Below are 13,697 nucleotides of genomic sequence, written 5' to 3' on the forward strand. Positions count from 1 at the left end.
GCGCGCGCTCAGCGCTGCCTCCTGGTACTGCAGGGCGTCAACCTGCGGCTGACCGGCGGACGCATCCTGCAGTCAGACCTGCTCGTGGCCGATACCGACGACGTGGGCACGACGGTCGAGGCTGCCGAGACGAAGCTTGTCGTCGAGGTGGTCTCACCGAGCAACGCCGGAACGGACCGGTTGCTCAAGCCCCAGTTGTACGCCGCGGCGAAGATCGGCTGGTATCTGCGTGTGGAGCAGCCGCTGGAATCGGTGGAACTGCACCTCCAAAGGCTCGACGGGGATCACTACACCTCGGCGGACGTTGCGAATCCGGGCCAGTTGCTTGCGTCGGAGGAGCCGTTTCCCTTCGAGCTCGAGGTTGCGTCTTTGGTTCGTCGCGGTCGTCGCCTCTGACTCGGCCCTATCGCTTCTCGGCTCAGGTCGGGGGTGGCCACGGATTGCCTGGCGGGGGCGGGGCGTCGCCCGTGCGATCCGCGGCCGGCAGCCACAACACGAACGTGCTGCCACGCCCCAGCTCCGAGAACGCCGCCACCTGGCCGCCGTGCGACTCGACGATCTGGCGGACGATGGCCAGGCCCAATCCCGTACGCCGGTGGTCGGCTCGCCAGAAGCGGTCGAACACCTGCGGCAGGTCGGACGCGGGGATGCCCGGGCCCTCGTCGGTCACCGCCAGCCACAGCCACGCGCCGGTCCGGCCCGTCGCCAGGGTCACCACCGAATCCGCCGGGGCGAGGCGGGCCGCGTTCGACAGCAGGTTGCCGGCCGCGCGGCGGAGCGCGTCCGCGTCGCCGATCAGGTGCTGGGGGCCCGTGGCGGCGTACCGCAAATGGAGGGGTTTGGCCGGCAAAAAATACTCCTCGCCGGCCTCGCGCGCGACCGCGGTCAGATCGATGTCGGTGTCGGCCATGGTGTCGGCCTCCCGGCGGGCGGTGGCGAGCAGGTCCTCGACCAGGCGGGACATCCGGTCGGTGGCGCGGTCGACCACGGCCACCGCGCGCGCTCTCTCCTGCGGCGTCGCGTCCGGCGTGGTCAGTGAGGCGTCCAGGTTCGTGCGGATGATCGCGAGGGGGCTGCGCAGCTCGTGCGAGGCGTCGTCGATGAGCTGGCGCTGGGCGCGGAACGCGTGGTCGAGACGGTCCAGCATGGAGTCGATCGTGTCGGCCAGGTCGCGTAACTCGTCCTTCGGGCCCTGCAGGTGGATGCGCCGCGCCAGGTCGGTGGCCTGGATCTCGCGGGCCGTCCGGGTGATCGCGCCGACCGGCCGCAACGCCCGCCCGGACAGCACCCACCCGATGCCCAGGCTCGCCACGAACAGGCCGCCGAGCGCGACCATCGAGTAGTTCCGCATGTTCTGCAGGGTGTTGTAGTTGACCGCGGCCTCGACCTCGCTGACCTCGGCCACCGTGGTGACGCCGACCAGCCCGCTGCTGTTGTAGACCTTGGCGGTCCGTTCGGTGATCGGCTGCGGCTGGGTGGACCGGGCGACCGCGAAGTAGGTGATCGCGAGCCCGGCTCCGGCCAGCGCGAACAGCAGCGCCGAGTAGATGACGGTGAGCCGGAAGCGAATCGACCGGACCATCACGTCGCCGCCTCCCGCAGCCGGTAGCCGCGCCCGATAACCGTGCTGATCCAGCCGTCACCGAGCTTGCGGCGCAGCGTGCCGACGGTGACCCGGACGGTCTCGGTGAACGGGTCGGCGTTCTCGTCCCAGACGTGCTCGAGCAGCTCCTCGCCGGAGACGACGTGGCCGGGGCGGGTCATCAGGTATTCGAGGACGCCGAACTCCTTGCGGGTCAGGCCGACCGGCTCGCCGCGCCGGGTGACGCGGTGCCGCGCCGCGTCCAGCACCAGGTCACCGACGGTCAGGGCGGGTGCCGCGCCGCCGGTGTCGCGCCGCAGCAGCGCCCGCACCCGGGCCAGCAGCTCGGCCAGGTGGAACGGCTTCACCAGGTAGTCGTCGGCGCCTTCGTCCAGGCCGCGCACCCGGTCGTCCAGGCCGCCGCGCGCCGTCAGCATCAGCACCCGCAGGTCGCGCCGCCCCGCCGAGCCGGCCCGCAACCGGCGGCACAGGCCGAAGCCGTCGCCGTCCGGCAGGTTCACGTCGAGCAGCATCAGGTCGTACTCGTTGACGGTCAGCCGGTCGTACGCCGCCGCGGTGTCCGCCGCGACGTCGACCGCGTAACCGGTGCGGGTCAGGCCCACGCGCAGGCCCTCCGCCAGATCTTCTTCGTCCTCCACCACGAGCAGCCGCATGGTTAAGCATCCCTCTCACGGGAGCCGGGCGAACCACAGCAGCGACGCGAGCGCCGCCAGCAGGGCCAGGACCAGGCCGGCGCCGATGAATCTCGCGGACACGTCCTGCCGCTCACTCTGGGTGCCGATCGAGCTGCCGATGTTCCCGTACGCCTCCCGGAGCTCGTCGATGTTGCCGGCCTCGAAGAAGTCGCCGCCGGTCGCGGAGGCCACGGTCCGCAACGTCTCGCCGTCCACCGGCACCCGCTGGCCGTCGCCGATCATCCCGGTGGCCGTGCCGAACGCGATGGTGTCCACCGGTACGCCCATGTCGGTGGCCAGCTTCGCGGCGGTCGCCGGGTCCTGGCCGGAGGTGTTCGCGCCGTCGGAGAGCACCACGACGCGCGCGGCCTTGCCCGCGTCCATCGTGCGGATCTGGTCCAGCGACGTGGCGATCGCGTCGCCGATCGCGGTCCCGGCGCGCCCGGCCTGCCCCTCGGCCAGCCGGTCGATGCCGGATTCGACCCGGTCGCGGTCGGTCACCGGCGCCACGATCACGGACGCGCTGCCGGCGAACCCGACCAGGCCGACGTTGAACTTGTCCGGCAGCTCGCCGACGAACTCGTGGGCCGCGGCCTTCGCGGCGGTGAGCCGGTCGGGCGCCACGTCGCCGGCGAGCATCGAGCGGGAGAGGTCCACGGCCACGATGACGGTGGCGCGTTCGCGCGGCACCCGCACCTCGGCCTGCGGACGGGCGAAACCGACGACCAGCAGGGCGAGCATCGCGAGGAACAGGCTCGCGGGCAGGTGCCGGCGCCAGCCCGGCCGCTTCGGGGCGACCCGGCTGAGCAGGCTGAGGTTGGTGAAACGGACGGCGTAGCGGCTGCGGCGGCGCTGGGCGATCACGTACGCGACGACGAGCGCGGCGACTCCGAGAAGGAACCAGAGCCGCTCCGGGGAGAGCCAGGTCATGCGGTCGCACCTCCGGGGCGACGGGCGGCTCGCGCGAGCCGCCGCTGGGCTTTCACGTGACGGACGATGTCGGCGATCCAGTCCCGGTCGGTCCGCAGGCGCAGATGTGCGGCCCCGGCGCGACGGATCCCGCCGGCGATCGACTCCTGCTGGCGGGCGGCCGCCGCGGCGTACCGCTCGCGCAGCCGGCGGCTCGCCGTCGCCACCTCGCGCCGCTCGCCGGTCTCCGGGTCGACCAGGGTGAGCAGGCCGACGTCCGGCAGGTCCTGTTCGCGCGGGTCGCCGACCTGCACGGCGAGGACCTGGTGGCGGGCGGCGAGGCGGCGCAGCGGTTGTTCCCACGCGGGTGGTTCGGGGCCGAGGCCGTCCGCGTCGAGCCCGTCGAGGAAATCCGACACGACCACGACGAGGCCGCGCCGGGGGATGCGCAGCGATCCGACGGCCTCGGCCAGCTTTCGCGACGGCCGGCCGTCGCGGGGCAGGGTCTGCAGGTCCCGGAGCAGTCCCAGCAGCGGGATCCGGCCGCCGCATGGTGGGAAGCGACGTACCTCCTGGGCGGTCAGCACGCTGGCGCCCAACCGGTTGCCGCTGCCCGCGGTGAGGAAGCCGACCGCCGCGACGGCGCCCACCGCCACGTCGCGTTTCTCCGCGTCCGCGGTGCCGAAGTCCATGCTGGCGCTCGCGTCCACCACGACCCAGGTGGTCAGCTCGCGGTCCGCGTCGACGGTCCGCACGTGCGGCGCGCCGGTGCGGGCGGTCACCGCCCAGTCCATCCGGCGTACGTCGTCCTCGCCCGGCCGGTATTCGCGGCTGCCCGAGGGCTCGCTGCCGAGGCCGGGCAGCAGTCCGAGATAGTCGCCGTGCAGCAGGCCTTCCAGCCGCCGCGCGATCACGAGCTCCAGGCCGCGCAGCCGTTGTTCGCGATTCACGCCACCGGGCTGCTTTTGTTCGCGGTTCACGCCGCCGGGCTTTTGGTCGCGGTTCACGCCGCCAGGCCGCTTTCCTGGGCGGGAGCCACCACCGGCAGCGGCACCGCGTCGACGATCCGGCGCACGATGTCCTCGGGCTGCACCCCGTCGGCCACCGCGTCGAACGAGAGCACCAGCCGGTGCGCGAGCACGTCCGAGGCGATCTCCTGCAGGTCGGCCGGAAGCACGTAGTCACGGCCGCGGAGCAGTGCCAGGGCGCGTCCGGCGGCCACCATGCCGAGGGTGGCGCGCGGGCTCGCCCCGTACGCAAGCAAGGGTTGAATGTCCGGAAGGCCGAATCGGGCGGGCTCGCGCGTGGCGGTCACCAGCCGCACCACGTACTCGGCGAGGGCGTGGTGCACGAACACCTCGCGCGCCCGCTCCTGCATCCGTTGCACGAAGTCGGGTTCCAGCACGGGTTCGGCGGACGGTCGCACGCCGCCCATCCGGTACAAAATCGCCAGTTCTTCCGGTTCGGTGGGATAGCCGACGACCACCCGCAGGAGGAACCGGTCGCGCTGCGCCTCCGGCAGCTGGTAGACGCCCTCGCTCTCGATCGGGTTCTGGGTGGCGAGGACCAGGAACGGCTGCGGGACGAAGTACGTGACGCCGCCGAGCGACATGTGCCCCTCGGCCATCACCTCGAGCAGCGCCGACTGGACCTTCGCCGGCGCCCGGTTGATCTCGTCGGCGAGCACGATGTTGGCCATCACCGGCCCGAGCTCGACGTCGAAGGTGCCCTCGCGGTAGATCCGGGTGCCCAAAATGTCCGACGGCACCAGGTCCGGGGTGAACTGGATGCGCCGGAAGCTGCCGCCCACCGCCGTCGCGAGCGTCTCGGCGGCCAGCGTCTTCGCCACCCCGGGGACGCCTTCGAGGAGGCAGTGGCCGCCCGCGAGCAAGGCGGTGAGAAGGCGTTCGACGAGCCGGTCCTGCCCGACGATCACCTTCTTGACCTCGAACAGGGTCTGTTCGAGCAGTGTCGCGTCGTCTGTCATACGTTTCAGGACACCAAGCGGCACCGAAAGCGGGCCGAAGAGTTCCTCATGATCCGCAGGCGGCGGCCGATTTTTGACGGCGTGATCGGACCGGATGGACAAGCGCGGCGCTGGGGAGAGCATGCCCGTTCGCTGGCGCGCGACCGGCTCCTGCTGTTCGGCACGGCCTGGACACTGATCGCAGGCATCCTATTTTTTCTACTTTTTCCGGATACCGACTCACTTGTTCGGGTGTTCTGGCTCTTCCAGCCGCCGCTCGATCTGATCCTGGCGGTCTGCTCGTGGCGGGTGCATCGCCTGGCGACCGGACCGATCCGCCGATTCTGGCTGGTGATGGCTGGTGTCGGCACCCTGTTCACGCTCGGTGACAGCTATCAGGCGGCGCTCACGCTGGCGCATCCCGAGCGGTCGTCGACCACCGGCGGCTCGATCCAGACGGCCTGCTTCAGCATCGGGCTGCTCGCCGTGGTAGTTGCGATGCTCGTCTATCCGCACCCGAACCGGACCGGCCGGGAGCGTCTCGCCTTCTGGCTCGACTCGGCCACGCTGCTCGTCGGTGGGGCGGTCGTCGCCTGGTGTTTCGCCGGGTCGTCGGACAACCCGGACATTTTGGGCACGCTGGTGGTGGCCGGCGTCAGCATCTGCGGCACCTTCGCCTCGGTCAAGATGATGCTCAGCGGCAACGCCCCGATGCACAAGCTCGCCGCGTTCCCGATGCTGGCCTCGGCGATCGCGATGAGCGTCGGCGTCTTCCTCGGCCGGTTCGCGCACACCGAGCTGGGCCCGCTCGTCTACTTCGTCCGTTTCCTGCCGTCGCTGCTGATCGCGGCCGGCCCACGCGTGCAGGAGATCCTCGCGCACCTCGAACCGGCCCCCTTCGGCGACCGGCGGCGCAAACCCTACAGCCTGCTCCCGTACGGCTCGATGGCGATGGCGTTCGGGGCTTTGATCGTGATTCTCCCGTACGGCGTGGACGGCCGCCTGTGGGGTGTGGTGGCCGGGCTGGGGCTGATCTGCGCGCTGGTCGCCGCGCGGCAGCTCGTCGCCTTCCACGACAACACGGCCCTGATCGGCCGGCTGCGCGAGCACGAGACGCGGCTGCGGCACCAGGCCCAGTTCGACGGGCTCACCGGCCTCGCGAACCGCACCCACTTCCACGAGCGGGTCGCGGACGCGCTCGCCGCCGGCCGCCCGGTGTCGGTGCTGCTGATCGACCTGGACGGCTTCAAGGCCGTCAACGACACGATGGGCCACGCCGCCGGCGACGCGCTGCTGGTCGCGGTCGGTGACAAGCTGCGGGCGACGGTCCGTGACGAGGACCTGCCGGCGCGGCTCGGCGGTGACGAGTTCGCCGTCCTGCTGCCGGCCGGCGAGACCCGGGCCGAGCTGACCGCCGAGCGTATTTTGGCCGCGTTCCGCACCCCGGTCGACATCGCCGGTCTGGCAGTGCCGGTGAACGCCAGCATCGGCGTGGCCGGCGCGACCCCGACCGACGACGTCGAGTCGTTGCTCCACCACGCCGACGTGGCGATGTACGCGGCGAAGGGCAGCGGCAAAGGCATCTGGAAAACCCACGTCCCGGCCCTGGCCTGACGCCGGTACTGCGAGATCTACGACTCTGGCGTCGACCGTGCCCGCTGCCGGGCGACGCTGGTGGGTGCGGAGGTCTGCTCATGGGACAGCTGGTCGAGTTCGAGTTGGACGGCGGCGACGGCCGGGTGCTGGTCGAGCTGGCGCCGGGCGTGGGTGGCGTGGTCACGCGCGGTCTCGGCGGAGGCGGGGTGGTGGCTCGAGCCGGGCAGAGCTTCGAGGCAGCCGTCCGGCAGGTGCAGCCGGTTGCCCAGACGATCGTGAACGAGCTTCGAGCGGCGGCGGATTCGCCGGCCGAGATCACGGTGGAGTTCGGATTGGACATGCACGCGGAAGCGGGGGCGTTCGTGGCCGCCGCGAGCACGACAGCGAACTTCAAGGTAGCGGTGACCTGGCGGCGGCGTTCTTAGGAACGCAGCGCGGCGACCGCGGCGACCGTGAACCCGATGACGGTGATCGCGACTCCCACGAAACTCAGCGCCCAGGCTGCTTTGGCCAGCGGTGTCCGGACCGCGGCGGGCCGGCGTTTCTTCGTCCGGTAAAGGATGATGAGCGCCGCGATCGACGTCAGTCCGGCGAACGGGGCGATGAGGATCACGCCGATCAGGGCGACGACGAATGCGGTCGTCACGGCACGATCGCTGCGATCCGCCGGAGCGTACGGTTCGCGCGCGCCGTGTCCGCTCGGTCGTTCGCCGGCCCGGGACCGGTAGACACGCGAGGTGGCCGCGGCTCGGTCCCGTTCGGCCTGTTCCCGGCGTTGCTGCTCGGCCCGCCCCCGCCGCTCGTTCTCGGCGGCGTCGCGCTCGGCCTGGGCGCGGCGTTGCTCGTCGGCGCGGCGCGCGGCCTGCGCCAGCGCCTGACGCGCCGTGGCCTCCAGATCGACGTCCACCGCCGCGGGGTCGAGGTGGCGAATGGCGTCGGTCAGCCGCAGCACCCCCGGCCAATCGCCCGCTCGGGCATTGAGCCGCGCCTCCGCTCGCAGGTCGGCCACCCGCAGCCGCGGCCGGCAGCGTTCCTGCCGGACCGACGCGTCGCGATAGTCGGGCCGGGTGGCCAATATCGTGCCGTACGCCTCGATCGCCGCCGCCCAGTCACCGGCCTCCTCGGCATCCCTCGCCCGTTGGTACCCGGCGGCCAGGTCGCGTTCCTGCCGGGCCTCGTCCGGATTTGGTTGTCGCTCGCGTCGGTCCGCCGGGGTGGTGCCGTGCACGTCGAACAGCTGAGTCGCCTCGCCGCGGACGTAGAGAACCGGCGTGATCCATTCCAGCGTCTTCCCCACGCCCAGGATTTCGAGCCGCCCGCTCTGCACGGCCTCGTCCACCCGTCGTCCCTTGGCGAGCGCGGTGTAGAAACCACGCGCGAAGCGGGCGGCGGCGCCGTCGCTCACCGCGAACTGCATCGCCGCGACGGCGTCGATTCCGCTGTTCACCAGGGCCGCACCGGTGCTGGACAGAACGTCGTGGACGCCGCCGTCGGCCGAGGAGCAGGAGTTGAGAACCACCAGCCTCGGCTTGGGCTGCGCCTCGCCCAGGAGGTCAGCGAACCGCGATGCCTCGACCAGATCCGGACCGCCGTCGTGCCCCACCAAGGCGATCAACCCCTCGTCGGAGCGCGCGTCGTAGTCGCCGTGACCGACGAAGTGCAGGACATGCCAGTCGCCGTCGAGCAGGTGCTCGTGCAGTCTGTCCCAGCTGGCCTCGGGCAGCCAGGTCAGCTCGACCCGGCCGGCATCGAGCTGGCCGGCCAAGGCGTTCGCGAGGTGCGCCTTCTCCGCGTCGACGTCGAGGCGCGCGAGGCCCCTGGGTGACGAGGCCATCGCGAGGATGCGCAGTGGAGGCTGGATCGCCAGCGGCTCCGAACCGTCGTTGGCCACGTGGCGAACCAGCGGCTCACGCCGGCAGAGATAGACGCGAAGCTCAGGATCGAACAACGTCTCCCACGGCAGCTGGGCGAGCTCGGGCGAGTCGAGTCGCAGTGAGATGCGCAGCCGCTGATGCTGATGCTGGGCCGCGCCCAGACTGGCGTGATAGGCCGCGCCGACCGGGCCACCGAACAGCGCCTCGAACAGCTGTTGTCCGACCTGCCGGACCGGTTCCTCCAGCTCCGAGACCACGCGCCGGGCCGGGACCGCCGAGGCCAGCACCGTTGTCTCGATCTCCCGGCGCCGGCTCAGCAACGCGTCGACGTCCAGCCGGAGGTCGTCGACCGGTGTACCGCCGGCCGCGGCGTGCACCACGCTCACGCGGTATCGGCCCGGGGCCACACCGGAGACCTGCAACTCGAGCTCACTGCCCATGGCGCGCCTCCGCCCCCAGACGCTAGCCACCAGCATGGAGTCAGGCCACGGTCCGCTCGGAAAGCCGACAGAACGTGCGCGCGGCAGCACGGGCGTTTGAGCCGATCCGCCGTCTCGACCGCGCAGCCCGCGCACGCCCTGACGTGACCGACGCCGGCGCGACGCGACGTCCCAACCGCCCAACCCGCGCCTTGCGGCACCGACGCCAGCGCGCGACGCGACGTCCCAGACGCGCGACGCGACGGCCCAGACGCGCAATCCGCGCCCGATGCCGGGATGATCGGCGCATGCCGCTGCTGACCGCGCTGCACTCGCCGTCCGACATCCCCAACGCCGTCGCCGCCCCCGATATATCCCCTATATCGAGACACGAGCTCCTCGGCTGGGCCCTCGCCATCGCCGCCGACCTCAAGGGTGCCCCGATCGTCGCCGTCGACGCCAGGCCCGACATCTCGACGATTGCCGGCATCGTGGCGGCGCTGCACGCGGGAATCCCGGTCGTGCCCGTCCCGCCCGACGCCGGCGATGTCGAGCGCGCGCACATTCTCCACGACTCGGGCGCCGCGCTCGTCCTGTCCGACGATCCGGCCGCGGCGGGCCGCACAGGCGTACCGGTCATGCCGATCGCCCGGAAAGCGCGAGCCTACGACGCCCCGCCCGAACCGCCCGCCGGCGCGCCCGCCCTCGTTCTCTACACGAGCGGCACCACCGGCGCTCCCAAGGGCGTGGTCATCTCGCGCGCCGCTATCGCCGCCGACCTCGACGCGCTCGCCGAGGCCTGGCAGTGGACCGAATCCGACGCCCTCGTGCACGGTCTGCCGCTCTACCACGTACACGGCCTGGTCCTCGGCGTTCTAGGGCCGCTGCGGCTGGGCTCCCGGCTGATCCACACCGGAAAACCAACCCCTTCCGCGTACGCCTCCGCAGGCGGCACGCTGTACTTCGGCGTGCCCACGATCTGGTCCCGGATCGCCGCCGACCCCGCCGCCGCCCGCGCGCTGGCCCCGGCCCGGCTGCTCGTCTCCGGCAGCGCCCCGCTTCCGGCCCCGGTCTTCGACGAGCTCGCGGCACTCACCGGCCAGTCCCCGGTCGAGCGCTACGGCATGACCGAAACCCTGATCACGGTGAGCGCCCGCGCCGACGGCGACCGGCGTCGCGGCCAGGTCGGGCTGCCGATCCGCGGCGTCGAGACCCGCCTGGTCGACGACTCCGGCGCACCGGTGCCCGCCGACGGCGCCACGATCGGCGAACTTCAGGTGCGCGGCGCCACGCTGCTGGACGGCTACCTGCGCGACGGCGCCGTCACCCCCGCGCCGCTGGTCGACGGCTGGTACCCGACCGGCGACGTCGCCACCATCGGCCCGGACGGCTGGCACCGCATCGTCGGCCGCGCCTCCACCGACCTGATCAAGACCGGCGGGTTCCGGGTCGGCGCCGGCGAGGTCGAGGACGCGTTGCTGCAACACCCCGCGGTGCGCGAGGCCGCGGTGGTCGGTCGCCCGCATCCGGACCTCGGGGAGCAGATCACCGCGTACGTCGTGGCCGACACCGTGACGTCCGCCGAGCTGATCGCCTTCGTGGTCGAGCGGCTCGCCGCGCACAAGCGGCCCCGCGTCGTGCATCTCGTCGCCGGGCTGCCACGTAATTCCCTGGGCAAAGTTCAAAAGAAGCGCCTGTGAATGGCGTGTCCGCGCCCACAGCGAACTGTCATTTTCCTCAGTAATCTCGGCCGACGTGCGTGTTCTCTTTTTCAATAATCCCGCGATGGGGCATTTCCTCCCGCTGATTCCGTTGGCCCGGGCACTTCGCAAACAGGGCCACACGGTTGCCTTTGTCACCGCCGCCACCATGCTCGACGATGTCGAACGGGAAGGCTTCGACCTGCTCCCGGCCGGCGTCACCATGCAGGAGGGCGTTGCCGAGGTCACCCGCCGTACCGGTAAGAACATCATGGACAGCCGGACTCCGGAACTGGCCGCCGAATTCTTCGCGGGCGTGCGGATTGACCTCGCATTCGACGACGCGCTGGCCGCCACGAAAGAATGGGGACCGGATCTCATCGTCGCCGAGCAGGTCGATTTCGTCGGCCCGATCGTCGCGACCGAGCTCAATCTGCCGATCGCGCTGGCGGGCATCGACCCGGCGCTGGAGACCGATTTCCAGGACGCGTTGGTCGCGGCGGCGCGCCCCCGCTATCAGGACCGTGACCTGCAGGCGCCGGTGCACTGGCTGACCGGCAACCGGTTCGTCGATCTCTGTCCGCCGAGCCTGCAGCGCGCCGACTGGGTGCCGCCGATCGACCGCATCGCGCTGCGCCCCGAGCCGTATTCGGCACCCGAAGGCACCCCGCCCGCCCAGCGCGCCCCCGGCACCGGCCGGCCGAAGGTGCTGGTCAGCCTCAGCACGGTAGCGGCGGCGGCGACCGGCCTCGACACGCTGCTGCGGTCGCTGAGCACGCTGGACGTCGACCTGGTGGCGACGTTCAGCGGCCGGCCGATCGACGATCTCGGTCTGGAGCCCGGCCGGATCGAGCTGTTCTCCTTCCTGCCCGCGGCCGAGCTGCTCGACGGCGTCGCCGCGGTGGTGCACCAGGGCGGGTCCGGCACCACCTGGGGCACCGCGGCCCGGGGCGTGCCCGCGGTGATCGCACCGGCCGCGATCGGCCAGTTCCGCCAGGCGAAGCGCGTCGAGGCGACCGGCGCCGGCCTGGCCCTGCCGCAGGGCCAGCCCGACCCGGCAGCGGTCGCCGAGGCGCTAGGCCGCGTCCTCATCGAGCCCTCGTTCACCGCGGCGGCCCACCGCCTCCGCGACGAGATCGCCGCCATGCCTCCCGCCGACGAGATCGCCAAACGCCTCGTAAACTCGATATAGACGGATATTTCCTGATCGTGGCAGCGCCGAGACACTCAAAGGGCGCGGCTGCCCGGTTCGCGGCACCACACGGTGCCGCTGCCCGGCTGCCGCGCTCGCAGCCGCGGCGCGCAAACGCCATGCTCGGGGTCACCGGTCGAGGTCAGCCCCAGCACGACGCCGCCGGCCAGCCCTCCGACCAAACGCCACGCCCTCGTCGGCCAACCTTCCGCGCAAAACGCCGCACCCTCGGGCCGGCCAGCCCCCGAGCACACGCCACACCCCCGCCTGCCGACCGTCCGCGCAAACGCCAAGCCCCCGGCCGGCCGAACCCTCCGGGCAAACTCCACGCCCCGTCGGCCGACCGTCCGAGCAAACGCCGCACCCCCGCCAGCCGAACCTCCGAGCAAACGCCACATCCTCGCCGGCCGACCCGTCCACGCAAACGCCACGCCCCCGACCGGCCAAACCTCCGGGCAAACTCCACGCCCCGTCGGCCGACCGTCCGAGCAAACGCCGCACCCCCGCCAGCCGAACCTCCGAGCAAACGCCACATCCTCGCCGGCCGACCCGTCCACGCAAACGCCACGCCCCGTCCGCCGACCCTCGTCGGCCGACCATTCGCGCAAATTCCACACCCTCGACGGCCGACCCTCCGCGCAAACGCCACGCCCGATGAGCCGCACGAGCGCCACGCCCTCGCCAGCCGACCCTCCGCGCATAGCCGACATTTCCTGTTATCCACGTTGATTGGCCGGACTTTCCGGTCGCGGGGCCTGTCGAGTGGCGCTCGGCGTTTTCCATTGTGTGGGACTTGCGGCCGCATGCTGAGACCGGCGACCACATTCTGAGCCCGGCGTCTACCAAGTGGGATCTGCGTCCATTGTGGAGGAAACTTTGTGCTGATATACCGCTTTTATCCGGCGGGATTTCCGGCCCAGATGTGAACCTTGGAGAGTTGTGGCTCGTATGTGGGCGCAACTCTCCAAGGTTCGCAAAAGTCCACGATGTGGCGCGTTTGTCCACATTGTGGAACTGTTCAGCTGTTTCTCGCGCCGCTCACGCTCCGATGAGTTGACCTTGCGCGGCGGACCTGCGGACCGTCGCTGTGGGGAGCTGGGACCTTCCGGTCGTGGCGGGTGCCCACACCGGGGTGGGGGTGGCTGCGGTGTGGGCAACCGCAACCTCCTCGGCGTCGCGACTGCCCACACGGGGGTGGGGGTGGCTGCGGTGTGGGCAACCGCAACCTCCTCGGCGTCGCGACTCCCCACACCGGGGTGGGGCGGCCACTGTGGGGAGCTGGGACCTGCCCGGACCTGGCGGCGTCGCCTCGCACGGGGACTCCCGGCCGACGGAATCAGCTGAACAGTTACACATAGCGGTACGCCGCCTTGCGAGCGTGCCGCCACGGCGCCTACGACGATCCTCTCCCCTCGCTGTGGCCGCATCTCGCCGGTAACGCGGGCCTGGCCCTCAACGCGCGCGGTAACTCGACGCGGATCGCGAGCTCGACGCGGATCGGCAACTCAACGCGGATCGGCAACTCAACGCGGATCGGCAACTCAACGCGGATGGCCAACTCAACGCGGATGGCCAACTCAACGCGGATGGCCAACTCAACGTGGATGGCCAACTCAGCGTGGGCCGCGAGCTCGACGCGGATCGGCAACTCGACACGGGCGCCCGACGCGGCGCAGCTGCGCTCTGCTGCCTGGTGCGGTTGTGGGTGGGGACGACGGCCGTACGGATGAGGCGCCCCGGGCTTGTTGATCATAGGGTGGGCGC

The 13,697-nt window shown here is 71.4% G+C and carries 11 protein-coding genes and 1 pseudogene; 5 read left to right on the forward strand and 7 right to left on the reverse strand.

Annotation, left to right across the window (positions count from 1 at the left end; translation table 11 throughout):
• Window positions 1-3 precede the first annotated feature (3 nt).
• Window positions 4-396 (forward strand): annotated as a pseudogene (locus HH310_RS11155) (Uma2 family endonuclease); the annotation flags it as partial.
• 22 nt (window positions 397-418) lie between these two features.
• Here the strand turns inward: HH310_RS11155 and HH310_RS11160 are convergent.
• From HH310_RS11160 to HH310_RS11180, 5 genes are read right to left on the reverse strand one after another with little or no spacing between them, the layout of a single operon-like run.
• Entirely contained in the window at window positions 419-1,582 is a 1,164-nt protein-coding gene (locus tag HH310_RS11160) for a cell wall metabolism sensor histidine kinase WalK (RefSeq protein WP_169175590.1), read from the reverse strand.
• Window positions 1,582-2,256 carry a response regulator transcription factor gene (locus tag HH310_RS11165; RefSeq protein WP_169175410.1) on the reverse strand — a complete coding sequence of 225 codons (675 nt, stop codon included), beginning with the start codon at window positions 2,254-2,256 and terminating at the stop codon, window positions 1,582-1,584. Before HH310_RS11165 ends, HH310_RS11160 begins: the two co-directional genes overlap by 1 nt.
• A 15-nt stretch (window positions 2,257-2,271) precedes the next feature.
• Complete coding sequence (locus HH310_RS11170) at window positions 2,272-3,207, reverse strand: VWA domain-containing protein (protein ID WP_169175411.1); 936 nt, start codon at window positions 3,205-3,207, stop codon at window positions 2,272-2,274.
• Window positions 3,204-4,136, reverse strand: a complete 933-nt coding sequence (locus HH310_RS11175) for a DUF58 domain-containing protein (protein ID WP_312033967.1) — start codon at window positions 4,134-4,136, stop codon at window positions 3,204-3,206. The genes HH310_RS11170 and HH310_RS11175 overlap by 4 nt, the downstream gene beginning before the upstream one ends.
• Before the next feature lie 53 nt (window positions 4,137-4,189).
• On the reverse strand, window positions 4,190-5,173 hold the full coding sequence (locus HH310_RS11180) for a MoxR family ATPase (protein WP_169175412.1): 984 nt from the start codon (window positions 5,171-5,173) through the stop codon (window positions 4,190-4,192).
• A gap of 81 nt (window positions 5,174-5,254) precedes the next feature.
• Here HH310_RS11180 and HH310_RS11185 point away from each other — a divergent pair, with 81 nt between their 5' ends.
• On the forward strand, window positions 5,255-6,766 hold the full coding sequence (locus HH310_RS11185) for a GGDEF domain-containing protein (RefSeq protein ID WP_312033968.1): 1,512 nt from the start codon (window positions 5,255-5,257) through the stop codon (window positions 6,764-6,766).
• An 80-nt stretch (window positions 6,767-6,846) separates the two neighbouring features.
• Window positions 6,847-7,173 carry a CU044_2847 family protein gene (locus HH310_RS11190; protein WP_169175414.1) on the forward strand — a complete coding sequence of 109 codons (327 nt, stop codon included), beginning with the start codon at window positions 6,847-6,849 and terminating at the stop codon, window positions 7,171-7,173.
• Here HH310_RS11190 and HH310_RS11195 read toward each other — a convergent pair.
• Entirely contained in the window at window positions 7,170-9,062 is a 1,893-nt protein-coding gene (locus tag HH310_RS11195; protein ID WP_169175415.1) for a CHAT domain-containing protein, read from the reverse strand. The two genes, HH310_RS11190 and HH310_RS11195, sit on opposite strands and share 4 nt — an antisense overlap.
• Before the next feature lie 296 nt (window positions 9,063-9,358).
• On the opposite strand from HH310_RS11195, the gene HH310_RS11200 reads away from it, so the two are divergent.
• Together HH310_RS11200 and HH310_RS11205 are read left to right on the forward strand one after the other, a co-directional pair.
• On the forward strand, window positions 9,359-10,741 hold the full coding sequence (locus HH310_RS11200; RefSeq protein ID WP_396027508.1) for an AMP-binding protein: 1,383 nt from the start codon (window positions 9,359-9,361) through the stop codon (window positions 10,739-10,741).
• Between the two features lie 55 nt (window positions 10,742-10,796).
• Window positions 10,797-11,933: a glycosyltransferase gene (locus tag HH310_RS11205; RefSeq protein WP_169175417.1), complete on the forward strand. Its 1,137-nt coding sequence runs from the start codon at window positions 10,797-10,799 to the stop codon at window positions 11,931-11,933.
• Between the two features lie 1,393 nt (window positions 11,934-13,326).
• Here the strand turns inward: HH310_RS11205 and HH310_RS11210 are convergent.
• Complete coding sequence (locus HH310_RS11210; protein ID WP_169175418.1) at window positions 13,327-13,686, reverse strand: hypothetical protein; 360 nt, start codon at window positions 13,684-13,686, stop codon at window positions 13,327-13,329.
• Between the last annotated feature and the right edge of the window lie 11 nt (window positions 13,687-13,697).

Source organism: Actinoplanes sp. TBRC 11911 (assembly GCF_012933445.1).
Lineage (GTDB): Bacteria > Actinomycetota > Actinomycetes > Mycobacteriales > Micromonosporaceae > Actinoplanes.